We start from the raw sequence: 20,013 nt of genomic DNA on the forward strand, positions 1-20,013 counted from the left end.
TCATGAGTAAAGAGGTATGGGGCTATCACGAGCACCCAAAGCGCCGCGAACCGGATTGGGAAGTTAATTCTCAAACTGCTGCAGTTCGCGAAGGTCTTGCTCGCTCTGGTTTCGGTGAAACTTCCGAAGCGCTCTATCTCAACAGTGGTTTTACATATGCTGACTCGCAAGAAGCTCTCGATTCCTTCACCGACGAGACAGATCACTTCCTTTACAGTCGATTCCATAATCCAACAGTTGCCATGTTTGAAAAGCGACTTGCAGCCATTGAAGGCGCTGATTACTGCGTAGCCACCGCCTCAGGTATGGCAGCGATGTTTGCATCCCTAGCTTGCCTCGTTAAGGCAGGCGATCACATCGTGGCCTCTGCTTCTATGTTCAGTTCTTGCCACGTAGTCATTACAGAAATTCTGCCTAAGTGGGGCGTCACTTATGAGCTCGTAAAGGCAAATGACAATGCAGCGTGGGAAAAAGCTCTCTCGAAGCCAACAAAGGCAGTCTTCATCGAAACTCCAAGTAACCCATTGATGGAGATTGTTGATATTCGATTTGTTTCAGATTTGGCTCATAAAGTCGGCGCAACTGTCATCGTAGATAACGTGATGGCTTCACCTGTATTGCAGAAGCCACTAGAACTCGGCGCTGATGTGGTCATGTACTCAGCAACAAAACATATTGATGGACAGGGCCGCGTATTAGCAGGAGCGCTACTTGGTTCCTTCGAATACATCCATGAAAAACTGATTCCATTTATTCGCCACACAGGACCATCACTGAGCGCATTTAACGCATGGGTACTTGTTAAATCGTTAGAGACAATGGAACTTCGCGTTTCTCGTATGTGCGAGAACGCTCAGGCCATCGCTGAATTCTTAGAATCGCGTAAGGAAATTAAGAGCGTGCGCTACCCAGGGCTGGCATCTCACCCAGACCGCGCAGTGATTGCTAAGCAGATGAAGGCTGGCGGAACAACGATTGGTATTGAGTTTGCCGGCTCTCAGAAGGATGCATTTAAGTTTATGGATGCTCTTCGAGTCATCGATATTTCAAATAACTTAGGCGATAGTAAGTCGTTGATTACTCACCCTGCTTCTACAACACATCGCCGACTATCTGTTGAGACTCAAGCAGAGATGGGCATTACGCCATCTGTTTTAAGGCTTTCAGTAGGGCTTGAGCATATTGATGACTTGCTCAAAGATATTACTCAAGCGCTCAATAGCTGAGCAACAACTAGCAATATCGAGAGCAAGCTCAAATAAGTAATGGACCAGTGGAAAATTCCTGCCGCCACTTTATTGTAATTATCTGAATTCTCTTTCAGTGCAAAGAGTTGGAAGGTAAATACCGCACCAAGTAGCACTGTTGCACACAAGACCCACACAGGCAGTTCGGCAAGTTGAATCATCGCTGTTGAAGAAATAACCATCGCAATCGTGTGAAACCACATCTGTCCAATGACTGATGACTGCGAAGAAACTGAGGGCAGCATCGGAATTCCTGCAGCGGAATAATCATCTTTATATTTGATTGCAAGTGCCCAGAAATGCGGTGGAGTCCAGAAGAAGACCACCATAAAGAAAGCGACTGGAACCCATGTCAGAGATCCTGTAACTGCAGCCCAACCAATCAGGACGGGCATACAACCTGCTGCCCCACCCCAGACGATATTTTGAGATGTATTTGGTTTAAGCAGAATTGTGTAGATGACCACGTAGTAGAAAATGGCTAGCGCTGTAAGAAGTGTGGCTAGCGCTGTAGTGAAGATTGCGAAGATTGCGAGCGAGAGAATTGATATCGCTGCCGCAAACAAAGTTGCGCGTTTGCGAGAAATTGCACCTGTAACGATTGGGCGCTTAGCAGTACGCACCATTAATTTGTCAGTATCTGCTTCGATCACCATGTTGAAGGCATTAGAAGCTCCCGCTGCGAGTGTTCCGCCGACCAGAGTGGCAGCAACTAGGCCAAAGGAAGGAAGGCCTTTCTCAGCCAAGACCATGGCGGGAAGTGTTGTGATGATTAAGAGCTCAACTACGCGTAATTTCATCAAATCGATATAGGCGCGGAGGGCTGACACGCGCTTAGGGTACCCATAATTGCCAGGGAGGATGAGGTCGATTCTCAGCACCCTTTAAGGATGCTCTTCTACCTTGCTCTTAATGAAAGGGGTCACACAATGACACCGAATAAGACACCAGATCAGTCACCAAAACCAGAATGGTTTGAACTTACTGAGAATCAAACTCCATCAGCGGGTTTGCGCAAGGTAAATAAGGTTCTACCAATTACCACTCTTGTGGTTGCTGGTGGTCTACTTCTTGGTGGTTCATTATTTGCAAACGCCAATAACGAGAATGCAATTCCAACTCAAGATTCTGCATCAACTCAGTCAGTAGCCGCGAGTGCTCCAGCAGCAACTGCTGTAAGTGTTTCTAATAACTCTGCGGCAGTAACTCCCGCCAAGCCAGCCACAGTGAAAACTGTAACCGGTGCCAACGGACTTCCAATGCCTGTTGTAACAAACGTTCCTCAACGTGATGACGACGACGATGAACATGAAGGACGTAAACGCGGCGATCGCGAAAGAGATCATGACGATGACGACGATGATGATCGCGATGAAGATGAGGACGACGACTAAGCCGTTGTTACAACCTCAACTGCTACAACCTCGGCAGGTTGAACCGGGAAGATAGGAAGTAGCGGAGCTGCGACTTTGCCAAGTATGCGGTCAACTGTAGAGCGAGCAAACTTCTCAGCGCGTGAACTTCTATTTAAGCGATCTGCGATGATAACGAAGACATACTCACGATCACCTGCTTCGACATAACCTGCAAGATTTGCTGTTCCGTTCAAAGTTCCTGTCTTTGCTTTTACTAAACCAATAGCTTCTGGCGCAGTGTCTACAAATCTCTTCTTTAGAGTTCCAGTGATTCCACCGATTGGTAGTCCACTAATGAGTGGGGCAAACTTTGCATCGGTGCGTATCTTCGCCAACAAGCGGGCGACTTGAATCGCTGTAATTCGATTGTCATGTGAAAGGCCACTCGCATCGCGGGCTAAGAGGCCCTTACTATCAACACCCAAACTAGTCAGAACCTCGTCAAAAGTTCTTGCTACGCCTTCATTATTGAGCGGATGGCCCGCAGCTTGAGAAGCAAGGCGCGCGATGCGCTCAGTTAATAAGTTATCGCTCCACGTCAGAGCAAATGCCAACATTTCCTGAAGTTCAGGAGACTGAGAAGAGAGGATTTCTTCTCCAGAAAGTTCCAAAGCTTTCTCACTTGATACGCGTTTCATCGCGGCCTTTACTCCGCGCTTTGCAAAGAAGGCTTTGATATTAGCTACATCTTGTGAATACAAATCAGAGTAATAAATTGTTGAGTTGCGGATAGAACCAGGGTTCGCCTCTTGCAGTGCTGATAGTGCGTTGTATTCAATCCGCGGAATAGATGTGCGGCCCATCTTCTTAGCTACTGAATCGTTCAAGCTCATCCAGGGGTCGAGTGATCCATGGATCACAATGCTCTTCTCATTGACTCCAACCCAAGCCGAAGTTGTAAAGCGTTCGGTTGGATCCATGTAGGTCAGTGCGGCAGCTGCGGAATAGATTTTTAATACAGATGCAGGTTTGCGAGGAGAGTATGCGCTCTTCTCAAATACAACAGCGCCTGTCAGCTGGTCAATGACTGCAACAGATGGATTAGCAAGTGCTGAACTTGCTGTCAGTCTTTCAAAGGTTGCGGCAACGCTTAGCGGGTCAACTGCCGAAGCTTGAATGGGAGAAATATTTGGGATGGCAAAAATAAGACATGCCAATATCCCAAACTTCTTCATGAATTCAATTACCAGACGTATGCAATAAGAATGTTCAGAACTGTTAATCCGAGCATTGCGGCCCAGACTGAATTCTTAAGTACTGGCTTCTTTAGATTCTTATAACCAAGTGTCAAAATCACAGCGATAACCAATCCTTTGACCCCAAATTTGCTGTGGTTTGCAGCCTCTTCGTGAGCATGATCCCAGAGACCAACCATGACCACTGCAGCAACGAGCGCGGTTAGAGAAGCGTGGACAACGCCGGCACTTAACTTCTTTGGATTCTTATTAGCCTGCAAGAGCAAGAGCACAAGAATTCCAACTACGCAGAGCAGGTGGATGCCAAATGCGATGTGATAAACGATCTCCATGATGACTCCTTATTGGTAATGCCGCTGCCTTAAGTTTAGAGTGCATCCATGGAAATCAATACACCTGCAGTCATCGGGCCTGGTGAATTTTTCCCTGTTGTCGGAGTCGGGCCTCATGAAAAGCCATGGCCAACCAGCGCTCAATACGATCCTGAACTTCTTGAAAATGGCGATCGTAGAAATGTCTTGGATCATTACAGATATTGGACCGTAGAGGCAATTGTTGCTGACCTCAACACAAAGCGACATAAACTTCAGATTGCAATTGAGAATTGGCAACATGATTTAAATATCGGCTCCATTGTTCGCACAGCAAATGCATTTAATGCTTCTTATGTTCATATCGTTGGCAAGCGCGACTGGAATAAGCGCGGAGCGATGGTTACAGATCGATATCTCACCGTCTTGCATCATCCAACAATCGCAGAATTTGCTCAATGGTGTGCTGAGAATGAAACGCCCATCATCGGAATCGATAATGTTCCAGGTTCAAAGCACCTCGAAGGTGCGCAACTTCCAGAGAAATGCGTTCTTCTCTTTGGCCAAGAAGGCGCTGGCATGTCTGATGAAGGCGTCGCTATCTGCGAAGTTCTCTATGCAATTGAGCAATACGGGTCAACGCGTTCTATGAATGCTTCTGCAGCCGGTGCAATAGCTATGTACCACTGGGCTTTGCAGCACCTGCCCCGCAAGATTTAATCGTTTAAAGTAACAATCGCATCCGTTTCAGGATCATCTGCGAGGGCTTCTCTTAGAGACTTTAGGCGTCGTTCAACTTCATCGGCCTCTTCCATTCGCCCAAGTTGGCGCATTACCGCAACCATACGGTCTTCGATATCGAGGATGAACTCAAAATCTTTTGGTTCATCTTCAGCAACTATCTGCAGAACTCCATCAAGAGTGGAAAGTCCGTCTTCTAGCTTTCCTAGAAGGATTTCAGCTTTCCCGAGTTCAAAGAGAGCAAATGTTTCGCGGCGGTGATCGTGTGCAGTTTCAAAGACATCAATTGATTTCTGCGCCGCTTCGAAAGCTTTTTCGCCTTCATTAAGTTCGTTGTAGCAAGACGCAATCTTCTGGTCGCATCGAGCAACGTGGATAATCTCTTTCTCGAGTTTAAACATCTTTCGCGCTTCTTGGAAACAGATGACTGCTTCGGAGTAATTCTTTAGTTCGCGCTGTGCACATCCGATGAGGTGCATATCGTTTGCTGCGCCGATGTTATTTCCATCAACGAGATGTTCTTGCGAACATTCGTACATGGTCTCAATTACTTTCTCGTAATTCTTTGAGGCGTACCACCACTCGCCGAGAGTGCAGGCGAGTTCGAGCGCAATCGGAGATTTGTTCTCACGCAAAATAGAAACCGCTTTGCTCATTGCAGTTGCTGCTTCATCCATACGCTTTAACTGATTGAGGTTATATCCAATTGCAGAATATGCCTGAGCTAATCCTTCGCTCGGTGCTGATGCTCCGAGTTCAGAGAAGATATCTCGCGCAGTTTCAGCGAGCGCGAGCGCTTCGTCATATTGGCCGCGAGCAAAGATGCGCGCAGAAAGTTCGTAATATGTATTTGCTCGTTCTTCACCATGGACCTCAGGGATTCGATCCCAGAGCATCTCTTCAGTTACGAGCTCGTCCTGGCCTTCGTCATCACTCATCAAAAGACCTCCCCTTGCTTCGTTCTAGCGCTTCCTACTAGGACTCGAGATTCACACACACTAGACCTAACGCCCAGCACGGGGCCGATATTTCCCTGCGAGAGGCGTGAGAATCTAGTCTTCTGCCTTCCAGATGCAGATGCAAACGATTTGCATTAACCTTCTTCCATGCATATTCCTGATGGGTTTATCGATATCCCTACGTCGACCGCCTTTGCCGCCTTGGCAGCAGCCGGAGTCGCTCTCTCAATTAAGGGAGCGAAATCGACTCTCGATGAGAAGACAGCTCCTCTTGCAGGACTTACTGCGACATTTATCTTTGCAGTCCAGATGCTCAACTTCCCTGTCGCTGCTGGAACAAGTGGTCACTTACTTGGAGGCGCACTCGCTGCCGTTCTGGTGGGGCCATATGCGGCAACGCTTTCACTTACCGTCGTTCTCTTAATGCAAGGTCTCCTCTTTGCAGACGGTGGATTAACAGCAATTGGTCTCAATGTATTTAACATGGCGATCATCGGAGTCTGGGCTGGATACGGAGCCTTCTTGCTTCTGCAGAAGATTTTGCCGTCATCAAAATTCTCCACGACCATTTCTGCAGGGTTAGCTGGATTGCTCTCAGTTCCAGCAGCTGCAGCAGGATTTGTATTGCAATACTCAATCGGGGCAAATGCAACATTCTCGGTCTCTGCAGTCCTGACAGCGATGATCAGTACTCACGTTCTTATCGGAATCGGTGAAGCGCTGATTACAGCTTTTGCTGTTGGCGCAGTACTCGCAAGTCGTTCTGATTTGGTTTACGGATACAAGGGCGAGAAGCAAGCTCTCGAAATCAGGAGCGCATCATGAAGAATAAAAACTTTCTACTTGCAGGCCTGCTTGCCTCTCTCTTGCTAGCTGGCGTCGCATCTTTCTATGCATCTTCTAGTCCTGATGGACTTGAGAAAGTTGCCGAAGAAATTGGATTTATCGATTCAGCAAAAGATCATGCAAATGCTGATGGCGCTCTCGCAGATTACGGAGTCAAGGGAATCGATAACCCTCGCTTCTCAACCGGTGCTGCAGGAGTTATTGGGGTCTTAGCTACTGGAGTTATCTCTACAGGCTTATTTATGCTGGTCCGCCGTAAGTCAGGTTCAGAGAAATAAAGCCGCATACTCAGGATTTAGATCTCGTTCACACCCACGGCCACCACCACGGCCACGATGTGGGTGAAAGGCTTTATCTCCACAGACACTCTGTGACTCATCTACTTCCATCGCACATCAAAATCCTTGCCGTTCTAGCCTTTATCTTGGTCGCAGTTTCTACTCCAATTACGCGTTGGCAGACATTTATCGCTCTCTTTGCATTAGTAATTGCCGCTGCGCTCTTCAGCAAGATTCCTCTACTTCTTCTCTTTAAGAGAGCCCTTATCGAAATTCCATTCGTCTTCTTCGCAATCCTTATGCCTTTCTTTGGCGAAGGCGAGCGTTTTGAAATCGCAGGTATCCAGCTCTATCGCGAAGGTCTATTGGCCGGTACTTCTATCGTTGCCAAAGGAAGTCTCGGAGTACTTGCGGCAGTAATCCTTTCTACGACGACAACTGCGCGTGAAATTCTCCGTGGACTTGAAAGACTTAAATTGCCGACAGTCATGGTGCAGATTGCATCTTTCATGTTGCGCTACGTCAACGTCATTAGCGATGAGATGGAGCGCATGAAGATTGCGCGCGAATCTCGTGGATTTATCGCCACCGGAATTAAGCATTGGAAAGTAATCGCCACATCTGCGGCTGCTCTCTTTATCCGTTCTTACGAACGCGGCGAGCGAGTTCACTTGGCGATGCTTTCGCGTGGTTTCGATGGAAATTTGCCGTCGCTTGGAAATCCTGTAGTTACAACTCGTCAGTGGTTTACCGCTCTATCTCTACCTGGAATTGCACTATCCACATCACTTCTATTTCTTGCGATCGGTTGGTAAAGCATGAACACAACACCAAGTCTGCAGATTTCAAATCTCGCCTTTGCCTATCCAGATGGCAATCAAGCGCTTTACGGCGTGAACCTCACAATTAATAAGGGTGAACGAGTAGCTCTTCTTGGTCCTAACGGTGCCGGTAAGACAACGCTTGTCATGCATATGAATGGAATTCATCCCACGATGCAGGGTGAAGTCAGAATTGCGGGCGAGCTCGTTGATGCAAAGAATAAAGAGACGCTCAAGACAATTCGCGCCAAGGTGGGAATCGTTTTCCAAGATCCAGATGACCAGCTCTTCATGCCTACCGTTGGCGAAGATGTTGCATTCGGTCCATTCAATATGGGACTTCGTGGAAATGAATTAAGTGCAGTAGTTGATGAAGCTCTGAGCCAAGTTGGAATGCTTGAATTTAGAGATCGCCCACCTCACCATCTCTCATTCGGTCAGCGTCGCCGCGTGGCTGTTGCAACTGTGTTGGCAATGAAGCCAGAGATTCTTGTTATGGATGAGCCTTCTTCAAATCTTGATCCAGCTAGCCGCCGCGAATTGGCAGAGATTGTCCGCTCATTAGATGTAACTATCGTGATGGTGACGCATGATCTTCCTTATGCGCTCGAACTCTGCGAGAGGTCAGTAATTCTTTCCGGTGGAATTATTGTTGCTGATGCACCTACGCGTGAAATTCTTACCAACTCCTCACTCTTGGCATCGCATCGCCTTGAGCTACCCGTTGGATTTACGCTGTAACAACTTAATTCGCTCTTGAGCAATCGCAGCACCCAGCAGCACCACTAGAGCCCCAACTGGTTCATGCCAGGTTACTTTCTCGTTTAAGAAAATAACTCCCACGATCACTGCAACGAGCGGTGTTAGGTATGTGACGCTACTTGCAATCGCACTTCCCGCAATCTCCATCACTCGGAAGTTCCAGAGGTAGGCAAAACCACTTCCAAATACGCCGAGGCCTAACATTCCAAGCAATGGCCCAATTCTGTATTCGTCTTTAGCGATTCCATCAAAGAGATAGAAAGGTAGAAGTGTTGCTGCTGCCAACGTTAGTTGGGTCGCGACAATTGATTCCGGCTTTAATTTATAAGGCATAACAAATCTGCGGGTATATGGATATGAAATTCCATAACAAGCAACCGCAGCTAACAGAACGAGGATTGCCCAGACAGGGTTATCTCCTAGTCCTTTCCAAGCTCCGAGAACTGTGAGTACTCCAAGGAAGCCAATGAACAATCCGAATATTTGGAAAGCCTTTGGCTTCTCTTCGCGATTAACCGCCAAGATTGCAATCAAGGTCATCAACGGTGTAACTGCGTTGATGATGCCTGCGAGAACTGATGTCACTTCTGTTTCAGCAAGAGCAAAGAAGATTCCAGGAATTACATTGAGCAACAGAGCCACGATCCATAGGTGAAAGAGAATCTTGCGATCAGTGGGTAGTCGAAAACCGCGGACCTTCGCAACGATCAAGAGCGTTGCCGCACCTAGGGCACATCGCCCGAATGCGACTCCGAAAGGAGTAAGGAATTCAAGACCGAGTTTGATGAAGATAAAGGAACAGCCCCAGACAATTCCTACAGCGATATAAGTAGGAATCCAGGACTTATTTTTCATAGCGAGAAGATACAGGTGTGGGCCCTGTCGGGCTCGAACCGACGACCCACGGATTAAAAGTCCGTTGCTCTACCGACTGAGCTAAAGGCCCCAACTAAATAACTGGCGCAGTCTACTACCTCAGCGACCGCGGCTGGCACGCAGTAATCGGTCGCGAATTGCCACAGAGATATCGTCACCAGAAGGCTGGTGCACGACAACTCGAGATAACGATTGCTCATCCGCGCTTCGAAGAGATGTGTAGAGAACTCGCGCAAACTCTTCATTGCTCTGCGGTGAAGATAAACGAATGACTCCATCCGGTGTCGGAATTGAAGCAAGTGCAATAAATCCATCGCCTTTTTCCGGAGCGATATCAAGAACCACCTGCGCATTAGGTGAGTAGTGATTCTCGAGCGATCCACTGACGCGAATTTCTGTTGCATCGTATGAAATATCAATCGCAGTGACAGCTTCAATCATCTCTTCTGTGATTGCACCAGGACGTAAAATCTTTGGACTTTCTGTTGTGCAATCGATAATTGTCGATTCAACTCCAACAAGTGACGGGCCGCCATCAAGCAATAAATCTTCAGGTGCTAAGTATTGAGAAAGTTCATCGCTGACCGCCTGGGCAGTTGTTGGAGAAACATGACCAAAGCGATTAGCGCTAGGTGCTGCCACTCCCTTACCGCCAAGCTTTTTAAATTCATTCAGAAGTGCAAGTGCAATCACATGGTTAGGAACACGTAGACCCACAGTGTCTTGTCCCCCAGTGATGAAATCCTGAGCAAGAGCAGAGCGCTTGAGAATCAAAGTCATTGGGCCTGGCCAGAAATTGCGAGCAAGTGCGATTGCATAATCTGGGATGTCATCTGACCAATCAGCGATATCTTGCATATCGCCAACATGAACGATGAGCGGATGATCTGCAGGGCGACCCTTTGCTTCATAAATGCGAGCAACAGCAGATGCATTGGTGGCATCAGCACCTAATCCGTAGACAGTCTCGGTTGGAAATGCGACCAGGTGGCCTGCCTGCAAGGTCTGGGCGGCGCGAGCCATCGCATCGGCTGTGCACTTAGATACGAATTGCCCGCTAGTCATAAGTTCAATTATCCAGCCTTTTTGCGAGAAGATAACCACATGGCTGAGCGCATCAAAGTTATGCAGATCATCGCCCGCATGAATGTGGGTGGTCCAGCCGTCATTGTTGCCGAGTTAATGCGCGGCCTTGATTCCTCACGATTCGAACAAGTTCTTATCACCGGTTACTGCGATGAAACAGAAGCTGATTATCTGGATGAAGTTGCTACCGATATCAAGGCAACTCGCATTGCAGGTCTTGGTCGCTCGGTTTCGCCGATTGCCGACTTAAAAGCATTTATTGGATTAGTACAGAAGATTAGAACTTTTAAACCCGATGTCATCCATACCCATACAGCTAAGGCTGGCGTGCTTGGTCGTTTGGCTTCGATCATTGCAGGGCGTGGAGCGACTCGTATCCATACCTTCCATGGCCACTTACTTCACGGTTATTTTGCAGGGTGGAAGACCTCACTTGTTATCGCCATTGAGAAGTTCTTAGCAAAGCGCACTCACTTTCTTGTTGCCATTGGCAATGAAGTAAAGAACGACCTGATCCATGCTGGCATTGGAAGTGCAGATCAATACAGTGTCTTCTTCCCAGGACTACCAGCGCCTCACACTGCGAGCAAGTCAGAACTTCGAAAGAACCTCGAGCTAGACCCAGCCATTATTTACTGCACCTTTGTTGGCCGCCTCACTCAGATTAAACGCCCTGATCGTTTACTCGATATCGCTGCTGCAATGGTGAAGCGAGAAGTTGCTATCCACTTCTTAGTTGCCGGCGAAGGCGAACTCTTTGAGAGTTCGAAAGCTCGCGCTGCTGCCGAGAACCTGCCCGTTACCTTCCTAGGCTGGCGTAAAGATATTGATGACTTATTTGCAGCTAGCGATATCGCAATTCTTACCAGCGATAATGAAGGTATTCCGCTGACTTTGATTCAAGCAGCGCAGGCAGGGCTTCCTATCGTTGCTCCATCTGTTGGATCGATTTCAGATATTGTCGACAACGATAAAACCGGCTTCCTTACCTCACCTCAACCAGGTGCAATGGCTAGTGCGTTAAGCGCTCTAGCGACCGATTTAGAGCTGCGAAATCGACTTGGTTCTGCCGGTAAAGCACATGCTCATGAGTATTTCTCGCTAGAGCGAATGCTCCGAGATCACACAGAAATCTATAACCGCTCACACAATAAGTAAGAGATAATAGCTTTATGACAACTCGTAAACGTATCTCCGTAATTGCCCTTTTGATGACTGTAGCTGCAGGAGTTCTAACTCCCGCAGCTGAAGCCGCTGCAACTCGCTACATCACAGTCTCGGCACAAGGCGTTGTGAAAGTTGTCCCAGATGCAGTTCGAATCAACGCAACTGCTACTGCTGTAGCTGCGACGAGCAAAGAAGCCCTTGCTGCAACAGCAAAGACTGCAACTGCAGTTCGTGCAGCACTAAAGGCAGCAAAGATTGATACAAAAGATATTGCTACTCAGAGCGTTTCGGTCTATCCGGAATATAAGTACACCAATGATGGTGGATCTACTCTGACTGGATACCGCGGATCACAGTTATTTACCATCACGGTTCGCGCCGCAGATACTGCGGGCGCACTCGTTGATTCACTCGTTGCAGCCGGTGGCGATAACTTGCAGATCAATGGCGCAACACCATTCGTACTTGATTCAACGAAATCACTTGAGGCAGCACGAGCTGCTGCAGTAAAAAGCGCTAAAGCAAAAGCTTCTTCCTATGCAAAGTTGATGGGAGTGAAGCTCGGCAAAGTTAATTACCTCGTTGAGAATTCTGCTCCTACAAATTACGCACCTGTGATGGCTGTTGCTAAAGCAGAATCTGATGCAACGGTGATTGATTTAGGTCAGCAAGATGTGACCATTGCCGTCACAGTTCAGTGGGCTCTGCTCTAAAACTGCCCGTTTTCCAGGGTCTTTTTCGCGAGTTTGGTCGTGCACGCTTAAGAAGGTACGATTTGCGAGCCTCAAACGTCCCCATCGTCTAGGGGCCTAGGACATCGCCCTTTCACGGCGGTAACACGGGTTCGAATCCCGTTGGGGGCACTCGAGGTAGCAAGAAGTACGGCTTTGATTTATCAAGGCCCGGTAGCGCAGTTGGTTAGCGCGCCGCCCTGTCACGGCGGAGGTCGCGGGTTCAAGTCCCGTCCGGGTCGCGAAAGAAGAGAGTGTCCACACGCTCTCTTCTTTTTTTAACATAGCAGTTTCTACAACTACATATTGGCTCGGTAGCTCAGTTGGTACGAGCGCGCGACTGAAAATCGTGAGGTCGACAGTTCGATCCTGTCCCGAGCCACAAGTGCTTCTTTATTACAGAAGTTTGGGTTCGCCCATTAACTCTTCAAGCTTTGCTTGGAGAGTTTTTTCATCTCCATCTACCAATAACCGTTTATCGCGACCGAGTTCGCCAAAGACAATGGTGAAATCACGGGCGCGCAGATCAAATGCGCTAGCTAACTCTTTTATAACTGCTTGATTGGCTTTGCCATCGACTGCAGGAGCTTGCACTGCAACGATTAATCGAGGGGGTTCTCCAACGCTTCCGCCAACTTTATTTCGCGAGGCGTTTGGTCGAACTCTAATTTCAAGAAGAAAAGGCACTGCTAAAGAAAATTTAGCCTGCAGAACCTGAGCCAGATGGTCCAGCCTTGCGCTGAACTTGTGGAGCTCCACCGCTGCGTTGTCCACCGCGAATCTTTGATCCTGATTCAGAATGTGTTTGAGTGCCTGGAGCGCCCTTCTTATTCTTCTTTGCTTCAAGGGCAGCAAGCATTCTTGCTTTCATATCATCATTCTTATCGGCCATGGTGAGAGTCTACCCCTCAGATGGAATTCGTAAGAAGAAAATCAGTTTTGCAACCCACACTGTTGCTCCAAGGATGATGAGCGGCAGACCGTATGTATCCGGCCATGTATAGATTGCAAGAGCGATAAAGCCGTAGAAGGCCGCTAGCCCCCACAGCGTGAAAGCTGTAATTCGGCGGTTAAGGCCTTTGCGCATTAATCGATGTGACAAGTGATCGCGTCCCCCTTGGAATGGAGAGATGCCGCGATAAAGGCGTGAAATAACGGCGACAGTGGTGTCGAGAATCGGTGTTGCCATTAGGAAGAGTGGAATAGCGAGTGACTTATATGAAGGAATAACACCAGGGCTTAAACGAATCGTGAGCACCGAGATGATGATTCCAAGGAAGAGAGAGCCCGCATCTCCCATGTAAATCTTGGCAGGGTGGCGGTTCCAAATAAGAAAGCCTGCAGTTGCGCCCGCTGTAACGATTGCAAGAGCACTGACCAGAATCTGTTGGCGGTCATATGCAATAAAGAAGAGGAAGAAGGTAATAACTGCAACTGTTCCAGCTGCTCCGCCATCATGGTTATCGAAGAAGTTAATTGAGTTGCAGACGCCAACGATCCAGAGGACGGTGATCGAGTAGTTAAGTAAGTGGTTATTGAAGGCAAAGCCCATTGTGTCGGTGACAGTGAGAATGACAGCAACGATGATTCCGGTAAATGTTTGAGCAACGAGACGAGGCCACGGTTCAAGACCTTTGAGGTCATCCCAAAGTCCCATCGCTGAAATTGCAATTGCAGGTACAAGAACAAAGCTTGCCAGCTTCAGGCTATCAACTGAGAAATCGACGGCAAGGATTGATCCATAGGATGCAGAAACGATTCCGATTGCAATCGCGACTCCACCTAAATAAGGAACTGGCTCCTTCTGCGCTTTACGGGCAAGTGTCGGTGCATCGACTGCACCAACACGCAAAGCGACATTACGAATTGGAGGAGTAATGAGTCCGACAAAAACGAGTGTGAGAAAACCGAGTAAGAAAAATTGCTCAATGGAATAGGTCATAGTGAAAAGTTCATCTAGCTAAATAGGTATTAGTTCTGTGCCTTGAAATAATTTGCGCGAAGATCATCGACTTCAGATTTACGATAACGGCGGTGGCCACCCAATGTGCGAATCGAGGTGAGCTTTCCTGCCTTTGCCCAACGAGTAACAGTTTTGGGATCAACACCAAAGAGATCAGCAACTTCGCGTGGGGTAAGGAGTACCTCTGCATCAGGCAGACGATTCATAAGCTCTCCCAGTTAATTCACTCATCGGATGCGGGACTGAAATGTCCGTTTTGCTCCGTAATGACGGGAAGTATTCCTCACGAAATCACCTGTGGCAATACCTCCGAAGATGAAATCCAGAATGAAATTATCTAGAAGTGCTAAATAGCTGATTCGAAGGCTTGAACTGCGCGCCAGCGGGAAACTAAGCGCTCATATCCCTGACCTGCGATTGAACCATCGCCGGCCGAGAGCCCAGACAAACTAAAGGCAACATCTTCGATGGATGAATCTTCATTGATTCCATCAAGGCCTTGGGCACGAAGTGCTGAATCGAGATAACCGGCCAGCCCACCGTAATCGAGTTCGACAAGTGATTCAGGGTGGAAGAGTTCAAGCCAATCGATCATATTTTCAATCTCTTGTTCGACAGGCCCTTGTCCAAATGCACCAAGAACAGTTTCGTGAGATTCAAGTGCACGTTCGCGCGCCTTAGACATTGTGGTGCGAGCAAAAGAATACGGACCATCTTCATCTTCTCCGCGCACTCGTTCATCTGGAGTAAAAATCGAGAACCAGCGAGGTGGAACAACCCAATTTTCAGTGATGATGTGCGGAACGCGATCCTCAAGTAAATCAACGCCCGTTGTAATTACCTCTTCGAGTGAAGATGGAATAAAGAATGACGTGATGGAAGATGGAAGTGAATCTTTAAAATCATCAAGAGCTGCCCAACAACGAGTTGCGGTCGACCACGGCGACACATAACGAGTTCCATTGATATCAAGAACGTGTGCACCATCAGGGCGAACAGCTGGAGGTTCAGGAAAAACTAAACGGCGGAGTGCGAGCGCCTGCTCTTCTTTCTGTGAATCAATAGATGCATCAATATTCTGCCAACGAATTCTGTCGACAGGTTCAAATGCTGAAAGGGGTTCGTAAATTCGCAGTGATGCGACGTACGGCGTTGGTTTCACGCGCGTGGAATGTAATTGCCTTCAGCAAAAGGATCGTCATCATCCTGATTCTGCTGATTAGGGACATCTCCGTGGAGTTCCTTAGTAAGGCGATCGAGGTCCATGTCCTGAGAGTTGTACTTCAAATCGCGAGCAACCTTGGTCTGCTTAGCTTTTGCACGGCCGCGGCCCATGGGCGACCTCCTTACGAATAGCTGATGTGCCAGGCGCGTAGGTTATCGCGCCTGAGCGCTGGACTCCAAAGCAACGGCAAATGAGCCTGTTTTGACCCGATGACGGAGGGCGAAGTAGCCCAAGACCTGCAGAAAGACGCTCAGAGACATCGTAGGGATGCGGAAACGGTGATCTCCGATCGTTCCCATGGATACGAGCCACGAGATGACGACAGGGATAGCAGAGGCATATGCCAGGTTGGCGTAGATGCCCTTCATGGAACGGAGCCAGAAGAATCCGATGAAGAAGAAGGAGATACATCCGATGACCCAGAAGAATGAAATTCCGCGGCCAATTGATTTATAGACAAGGTCGTTGCCGGATTGGCTGCCCTTTGCGATATTTACAATCGGATTGACCTTAAGCCATGGATTGCGCGCCATCGTTCCGTTACCAAGTGGGCCAGACCAAGGTGTCCAATAGAACCAAGCTTTGTTAATAAAGAGGCGGATTGATTTTCCAGGGTTGCTTGCGTACCACTTGATAACACATTTCACGACATCGTTGTCGGTCACTGCAGTTGCTGGCGCTACTGGTTCGCAAGGAACATCAGGACCAGTGTGTGCGTAACCGCCTTGAGTTTCATCGCCTGCACCGATGCGCATTGTGACGCCCAAGTTTGTAGAAATAACAGTTTTATCAATCGATTGAATGTTTCGCTGAATCATGATTGCCGGTGCGAGAGCCATGATTCCAACTACGCCCACAAGAATCAGTGCTTGTGCTTTGCGACCCTTAGTGATGAGCGCCCACAAAGCTGCAATAACGATTGAGGTAAGAATCCAGCGGGGCTGCATAAAGGTTGCTAGCGCTGAGAAGAATCCTGCAGAGATAACACGAAGAATAAATTGGCGATCATGAGCACTTTGACGTGACTTCATGATCAAGCCAACGACCATCAACATACAAGCAGCAATTGGGCTTTCATATCCGACGGCGAGTGAACTAAGTGAGAGCGTTGGATTGAATGCGAGTGCAAGGCCGATAAGGAACATATAAGGCTGCAACTTGGTGCCACGGAGCTGCTTTACAAAGTAATAGCTTGCGTATGCGTAGAAAATTGATTGGGTAAATGAAATAAGGAAGATGACATGAGCAAGTGAAATCTTTGTGAGGATCCAGATAAGAATGGGATAGCCAGCTGGCCAGTAAGACAGGATGCTCTTATCGCTGAAATAACCTTGCTGAAGTAAGCCATCGACGCCACTTAGGTAGTTCTCACCATCTGCGCCCAACCATCCACCCAACATCGCACCGTCTGTTCCGCGGATATTGGACATGATGATCAGCTTGATGAAGAAGGCGAAGACTGGAATGGCGATGAGATAGAAGCTGATCTTCTTTGCAGATGATGCCTGCTTCTTAGCTGCGACCTTGGACTTACTTGCCATGAAATTTACCCCTTGTAGTCAGATACCAAGTATGAACGAGCAGCGTCCTTATCTGTAGAAGGCTCAACGATGCCAGCAATCCAAGCTGACATTCCTCGCGCTGCCAATGAGCGAATCACTAAATCTCCGATTGCTGGGTCGACTACAGCCGACATTCCGATGCCACAGTTCCAGGTGCGTTCCATATCTTCTTGTGGAACAGATGCCACATCTGCCAAGAACTTAGTTGCCGCAGGTAGAGCCCAAGTAGAGCGATCGTATTTCGCAGTAAGTCCAGCAGGGATAACGCGTGCAGTGTTGTCAGCAAGTCCGCCGCCAGTGATGTGGCTAAATGTACGTAACTTCTCGCCCTGCGCCTTGATGAGTGCAAGACAGTCGAGTGAGTAAATCTCAGTCGGGGTCAGAAGAATCTCACCGAGTGACTGTGAGAAACCTTCATAAGTCTTTGCAAGGTCAAGTTTCTGAGAGCTGAGAATGTGGCGAATTAATGAATAACCATTTGCATGGAATCCACTTGCTGGCATTGCGATGATGAGATCTCCGGCCTTAACGCGATGAGCGCCAAGTTGTTTATCTGCATCGACTGCACCTGTTGCAGCACCTGCGATATCAAATTCATCTTCTGCAAGTAAACCTGGGTGTTCTGCAGTCTCGCCACCTACAAGAGCAGTTCCTGCTTTCACGCACCCGCGTGCAATTCCAGCGACGATATCTGCAATGCGCTCAGGAATCACTTTTCCAACAGCAATGTAATCAGTCATAAAGAGTGGTTCTGCGCCACAAACAACAAGATCATCGACAACCATGGCAACGAGATCTTCACCGATGGTGTCGTACTTACCCATTGCACGTGCAATCTCAGTCTTTGTTCCAACGCCATCGGTTGACGTTGCAAGTAGTGGTTGCTTCATCTCTTTCAGTGCTGATGCATCAAAGAGGCCTGCAAATCCACCGATTCCACCCATTACTTCAGGACGTGACGCACGGGCAATTGAGGCCTTCATCAATTCAACTGCGCGATCTCCTGCATCGATATCAACGCCAGAATCTTTATAGGTTGCCATCACTTGTGAACCTTCTCTGTGTGAACATCGGTAACTTCAAGGCGCATTTTGCCTTCTGACATATCTGTTGGAATAGCAATTGGGTATTGACCTGAGAAGCATGCGCGGCAGAGCTTCTCTTCCGCAACATTAGTCGCTTCAATCAAACCTTCTTCAGAAACGTACGCGAGTGAATCAGCGCCAATTGAGCGACGAATCTCTTCAACCTCAAGGCCACTGGCAATTAGTTCTGCGCGAGTAGCAAAGTCGATTCCGTAGAAACATGGCCACTTCACGGGAGGAGATGAAATTCGAACGTGAATCTCAAGAGCGCCAGCTTCGCGCAGCATGCGTACAAGTGCGCGCTGTGTATTGCCACGAACAATCGAATCATCGACAACGATGATGCGCTTTCCTTCAATGATTTCGCGTAGCGGATTGAGTTTGAGGCGAATACCAAGTTGGCGAATAGTTTGTGATGGCTGAATAAATGTGCGGCCAACGTAAGAATTCTTTACAAGTCCTAAGCCGTATGGAATTCCTGATTGCTTGGCATAACCAATAGCTGCAGGTGTTCCTGATTCAGGAACAGGAATAACAAGATCTGCATCTACTGGTGCTTCAATGGCAAGGCGCTGGCCAATGCGACCACGGACTGCATGAATGCTCTGCCCTGCAATAGTTGTATCTGGGCGGGCAAGATAGACATATTCAAAGATGCAGCCCTTTGGTTCAGGCTTTGCCCACATTTCAGAGCGAATTCCATCTTCATTGATTGCAAGAAATTCTCCCGGTTCGACTTCACGAACAAAAGCTGCACCAACAATGTCGAGCGCTGCAGATTCAGAGGCGACTACCCAGCCACGATCGAGTTTGCCGATAACAAGTGGTCGAACACCATGACGATCGCGCGCTGCATACAAAGTGTGTTCATCCATAAAGACGAGTGAAAATGCACCTTCAAGCTTTGGCAAAACAGCAAGTGCACTTGCTTCAACGTTCTTCTCATCTTGCAGACCAATGAGTGCCGTCATGATTTCAGTATCTGTGGTTGCACCGCGTTCATTCTTTGGTGTTTCAACCTCAAGCTTCTGCACTAACTCGGCAAGGTCACCAGTGTTTGTGAGATTGCCATTGTGAGCAAGCGCCAAAGTTCCGTACTTTGTTGGGCGAAGAGTTGGCTGCGCATTGACCCATGTGCTTGAACCTGTTGTGCTGTAGCGGCAATGACCGATTGCAAGGTTGCCGACGAGTGAAGCTAAATCTGTTTCAGTGAAGACCTGCGAAACCAAGCCCATATCTTTATAGACCAAGATGCGGTCGCCATCAGATGTTGCAATTCCTGCTGATTCTTGTCCGCGATGTTGCAGCGCATAGAGCCCGTAGAACGTTAACTTTGCGACTTCTTCGCCTGGTGCCCACACGCCAAAGACTCCACAAGCATCTTGCGGACCTTTATCGTCTTCAAGAACATTGTGATTTAACAATCCATCTGGGCGACGGCTCATAGGGTCATCCTAAGCGGTAGTAGTTGGGATAAATCAGCGCGTATTCCGGAGGCGGAGATCAGGCCGGCTGCCATTGCATCTGCCCAACTCTTTTCACCGTTGGCAAGTGCCAACCATGTCTGTGCATCCATCTCGACTGTATTCGGAGGGGTTCCGCGAGTGTGTGTCGGACCTTCACCGCATTGCACTGCGGCATATGGCGGAATACGAACTTCTATGGCGCGACCAGGTGCACGTTCAGTAAGGAGAGCAAGAGTCTCCTTCACTTCAGCAAGTACCTGCGGATCGCGCATCGAA

25 protein-coding genes and 4 tRNA genes are annotated in these 20,013 nt (G+C 48.3%); 12 read left to right on the forward strand and 17 right to left on the reverse strand.

Going from position 1 to position 20,013, the window contains the following annotated elements; translation table 11 throughout:
- Positions 1–2 precede the first annotated feature (2 nt).
- Positions 3–1,226: an O-succinylhomoserine sulfhydrylase gene (gene metZ, locus AC8GFK_RS06390; RefSeq protein ID WP_506625083.1), complete on the forward strand. Its 1,224-nt coding sequence runs from the start codon at positions 3–5 to the stop codon at positions 1,224–1,226.
- Here metZ and AC8GFK_RS06395 read toward each other — a convergent pair.
- The gene (locus AC8GFK_RS06395; protein WP_506625084.1) at positions 1,208–2,077 is read right to left on the reverse strand and encodes a heme o synthase; all 870 of its coding nucleotides are present in this window, start codon (positions 2,075–2,077) and stop codon (positions 1,208–1,210) included. The genes metZ and AC8GFK_RS06395 overlap by 19 nt on opposite strands.
- Positions 2,078–2,176: 99 nt before the next feature.
- Between AC8GFK_RS06395 and AC8GFK_RS06400 the strand changes: the two genes are divergently transcribed.
- Complete coding sequence (locus AC8GFK_RS06400; RefSeq protein ID WP_506625085.1) at positions 2,177–2,641, forward strand: hypothetical protein; 465 nt, start codon at positions 2,177–2,179, stop codon at positions 2,639–2,641.
- Here AC8GFK_RS06400 and AC8GFK_RS06405 read toward each other — a convergent pair.
- Both AC8GFK_RS06405 and AC8GFK_RS06410 read right to left on the reverse strand, forming a co-directional pair.
- Positions 2,638–3,837: a D-alanyl-D-alanine carboxypeptidase gene (locus tag AC8GFK_RS06405; protein WP_506625086.1), complete on the reverse strand. Its 1,200-nt coding sequence runs from the start codon at positions 3,835–3,837 to the stop codon at positions 2,638–2,640. The two genes, AC8GFK_RS06400 and AC8GFK_RS06405, sit on opposite strands and share 4 nt — an antisense overlap.
- Positions 3,838–3,845: 8 nt before the next feature.
- Complete coding sequence (locus tag AC8GFK_RS06410) at positions 3,846–4,190, reverse strand: hypothetical protein (RefSeq protein ID WP_506625087.1); 345 nt, start codon at positions 4,188–4,190, stop codon at positions 3,846–3,848.
- Between the two features lie 48 nt (positions 4,191–4,238).
- Between AC8GFK_RS06410 and AC8GFK_RS06415 the strand changes: the two genes are divergently transcribed.
- Entirely contained in the window at positions 4,239–4,889 is a 651-nt protein-coding gene (locus tag AC8GFK_RS06415) for a TrmH family RNA methyltransferase (protein WP_506625088.1), read from the forward strand.
- Here the strand turns inward: AC8GFK_RS06415 and AC8GFK_RS06420 are convergent.
- Positions 4,886–5,848, reverse strand: a complete 963-nt coding sequence (locus AC8GFK_RS06420; protein WP_506625089.1) for a tetratricopeptide repeat protein — start codon at positions 5,846–5,848, stop codon at positions 4,886–4,888. The two genes, AC8GFK_RS06415 and AC8GFK_RS06420, sit on opposite strands and share 4 nt — an antisense overlap.
- 168 nt (positions 5,849–6,016) lie before the next feature.
- Here AC8GFK_RS06420 and AC8GFK_RS06425 point away from each other — a divergent pair, with 168 nt between their 5' ends.
- The 4 genes from AC8GFK_RS06425 to AC8GFK_RS06440 all read left to right on the forward strand — a co-directional run bounded on the left by AC8GFK_RS06425 (position 6,017) and on the right by AC8GFK_RS06440 (position 8,555).
- Positions 6,017–6,694 carry an energy-coupling factor ABC transporter permease gene (locus AC8GFK_RS06425; RefSeq protein WP_095674026.1) on the forward strand — a complete coding sequence of 226 codons (678 nt, stop codon included), beginning with the start codon at positions 6,017–6,019 and terminating at the stop codon, positions 6,692–6,694.
- Positions 6,691–6,993: a PDGLE domain-containing protein gene (locus tag AC8GFK_RS06430; protein WP_506625090.1), complete on the forward strand. Its 303-nt coding sequence runs from the start codon at positions 6,691–6,693 to the stop codon at positions 6,991–6,993. Before AC8GFK_RS06425 ends, AC8GFK_RS06430 begins: the two co-directional genes overlap by 4 nt.
- A 92-nt stretch (positions 6,994–7,085) precedes the next feature.
- Entirely contained in the window at positions 7,086–7,808 is a 723-nt protein-coding gene (gene cbiQ / locus AC8GFK_RS06435) for a cobalt ECF transporter T component CbiQ (protein ID WP_506625091.1), read from the forward strand.
- Between the two features lie 3 nt (positions 7,809–7,811).
- On the forward strand, positions 7,812–8,555 hold the full coding sequence (locus AC8GFK_RS06440) for an energy-coupling factor ABC transporter ATP-binding protein (RefSeq protein WP_506625092.1): 744 nt from the start codon (positions 7,812–7,814) through the stop codon (positions 8,553–8,555).
- Here AC8GFK_RS06440 and AC8GFK_RS06445 read toward each other — a convergent pair.
- The 3 genes from AC8GFK_RS06445 to AC8GFK_RS06455 all read right to left on the reverse strand — a co-directional run bounded on the left by AC8GFK_RS06445 (position 8,532) and on the right by AC8GFK_RS06455 (position 10,517).
- Complete coding sequence (locus AC8GFK_RS06445; protein ID WP_506625093.1) at positions 8,532–9,431, reverse strand: DMT family transporter; 900 nt, start codon at positions 9,429–9,431, stop codon at positions 8,532–8,534. The two genes, AC8GFK_RS06440 and AC8GFK_RS06445, sit on opposite strands and share 24 nt — an antisense overlap.
- 18 nt (positions 9,432–9,449) lie before the next feature.
- A tRNA-Lys gene (locus tag AC8GFK_RS06450) sits at positions 9,450–9,522 on the reverse strand.
- A 29-nt stretch (positions 9,523–9,551) separates the two neighbouring features.
- Positions 9,552–10,517: an L-threonylcarbamoyladenylate synthase gene (locus AC8GFK_RS06455; RefSeq protein WP_506625094.1), complete on the reverse strand. Its 966-nt coding sequence runs from the start codon at positions 10,515–10,517 to the stop codon at positions 9,552–9,554.
- A gap of 39 nt (positions 10,518–10,556) precedes the next feature.
- Here AC8GFK_RS06455 and AC8GFK_RS06460 point away from each other — a divergent pair, with 39 nt between their 5' ends.
- The 5 genes from AC8GFK_RS06460 (at position 10,557) to AC8GFK_RS06480 (ending at position 12,818) form a co-directional block, all read left to right on the forward strand.
- Positions 10,557–11,696 carry a glycosyltransferase gene (locus tag AC8GFK_RS06460; protein ID WP_506625095.1) on the forward strand — a complete coding sequence of 380 codons (1,140 nt, stop codon included), beginning with the start codon at positions 10,557–10,559 and terminating at the stop codon, positions 11,694–11,696.
- 14 nt (positions 11,697–11,710) lie between these two features.
- Complete coding sequence (locus AC8GFK_RS06465; protein WP_506625096.1) at positions 11,711–12,418, forward strand: SIMPL domain-containing protein; 708 nt, start codon at positions 11,711–11,713, stop codon at positions 12,416–12,418.
- 77 nt (positions 12,419–12,495) lie between these two features.
- A tRNA-Glu gene (locus AC8GFK_RS06470) sits at positions 12,496–12,568 on the forward strand.
- 36 nt (positions 12,569–12,604) lie between these two features.
- A tRNA-Asp gene (locus AC8GFK_RS06475) sits at positions 12,605–12,678 on the forward strand.
- Between the two features lie 66 nt (positions 12,679–12,744).
- Positions 12,745–12,818: transfer RNA gene (locus tag AC8GFK_RS06480), tRNA-Phe, on the forward strand.
- A gap of 14 nt (positions 12,819–12,832) precedes the next feature.
- Here the strand turns inward: AC8GFK_RS06480 and AC8GFK_RS06485 are convergent.
- The 10 genes from AC8GFK_RS06485 to AC8GFK_RS06530 form a co-directional block, all read right to left on the reverse strand.
- Positions 12,833–13,123, reverse strand: coding sequence for a DUF167 domain-containing protein (locus AC8GFK_RS06485; RefSeq protein WP_506625097.1), 291 nt, complete (start codon positions 13,121–13,123; stop codon positions 12,833–12,835).
- A gap of 13 nt (positions 13,124–13,136) precedes the next feature.
- Positions 13,137–13,328, reverse strand: a complete 192-nt coding sequence (locus AC8GFK_RS06490; RefSeq protein ID WP_095674034.1) for a DUF5302 family protein — start codon at positions 13,326–13,328, stop codon at positions 13,137–13,139.
- A 9-nt stretch (positions 13,329–13,337) separates the two neighbouring features.
- On the reverse strand, positions 13,338–14,378 hold the full coding sequence (locus tag AC8GFK_RS06495; RefSeq protein ID WP_506625098.1) for an MraY family glycosyltransferase: 1,041 nt from the start codon (positions 14,376–14,378) through the stop codon (positions 13,338–13,340).
- Positions 14,379–14,407: 29 nt separating this feature from the next.
- Complete coding sequence (locus tag AC8GFK_RS06500) at positions 14,408–14,605, reverse strand: BldC family transcriptional regulator (RefSeq protein WP_095674036.1); 198 nt, start codon at positions 14,603–14,605, stop codon at positions 14,408–14,410.
- 140 nt (positions 14,606–14,745) lie between these two features.
- Positions 14,746–15,561: a DUF8083 family protein gene (locus AC8GFK_RS06505; protein WP_506625099.1), complete on the reverse strand. Its 816-nt coding sequence runs from the start codon at positions 15,559–15,561 to the stop codon at positions 14,746–14,748.
- A complete protein-coding gene (locus tag AC8GFK_RS06510; RefSeq protein WP_095674038.1) occupies positions 15,558–15,734 on the reverse strand; it encodes a DUF3073 domain-containing protein in 177 nt (58 codons plus the stop codon). Before AC8GFK_RS06510 ends, AC8GFK_RS06505 begins: the two co-directional genes overlap by 4 nt.
- Positions 15,735–15,776: 42 nt before the next feature.
- Positions 15,777–17,165 (reverse strand): hypothetical protein, encoded by a 1,389-nt coding sequence (locus tag AC8GFK_RS06515; RefSeq protein ID WP_506625100.1) that lies wholly within the window; start codon positions 17,163–17,165, stop codon positions 15,777–15,779.
- Between the two features lie 5 nt (positions 17,166–17,170).
- Positions 17,171–18,229: a phosphoribosylformylglycinamidine cyclo-ligase gene (gene purM / locus AC8GFK_RS06520; protein ID WP_506625101.1), complete on the reverse strand. Its 1,059-nt coding sequence runs from the start codon at positions 18,227–18,229 to the stop codon at positions 17,171–17,173.
- The gene (gene purF, locus AC8GFK_RS06525) at positions 18,229–19,716 is read right to left on the reverse strand and encodes an amidophosphoribosyltransferase (protein ID WP_506625102.1); all 1,488 of its coding nucleotides are present in this window, start codon (positions 19,714–19,716) and stop codon (positions 18,229–18,231) included. The genes purM and purF overlap by 1 nt, the downstream gene beginning before the upstream one ends.
- Entirely contained in the window at positions 19,713–20,009 is a 297-nt protein-coding gene (locus tag AC8GFK_RS06530) for a sterol carrier family protein (RefSeq protein ID WP_506625103.1), read from the reverse strand. The genes purF and AC8GFK_RS06530 overlap by 4 nt, the downstream gene beginning before the upstream one ends.
- Between the last annotated feature and the right edge of the window lie 4 nt (positions 20,010–20,013).

It is taken from the genome of Planktophila turicensis (SeqCode), assembly GCF_965234405.1.
In the GTDB taxonomy this organism is placed as follows: Bacteria; Actinomycetota; Actinomycetes; order Nanopelagicales; family Nanopelagicaceae; genus Planktophila; species Planktophila turicensis.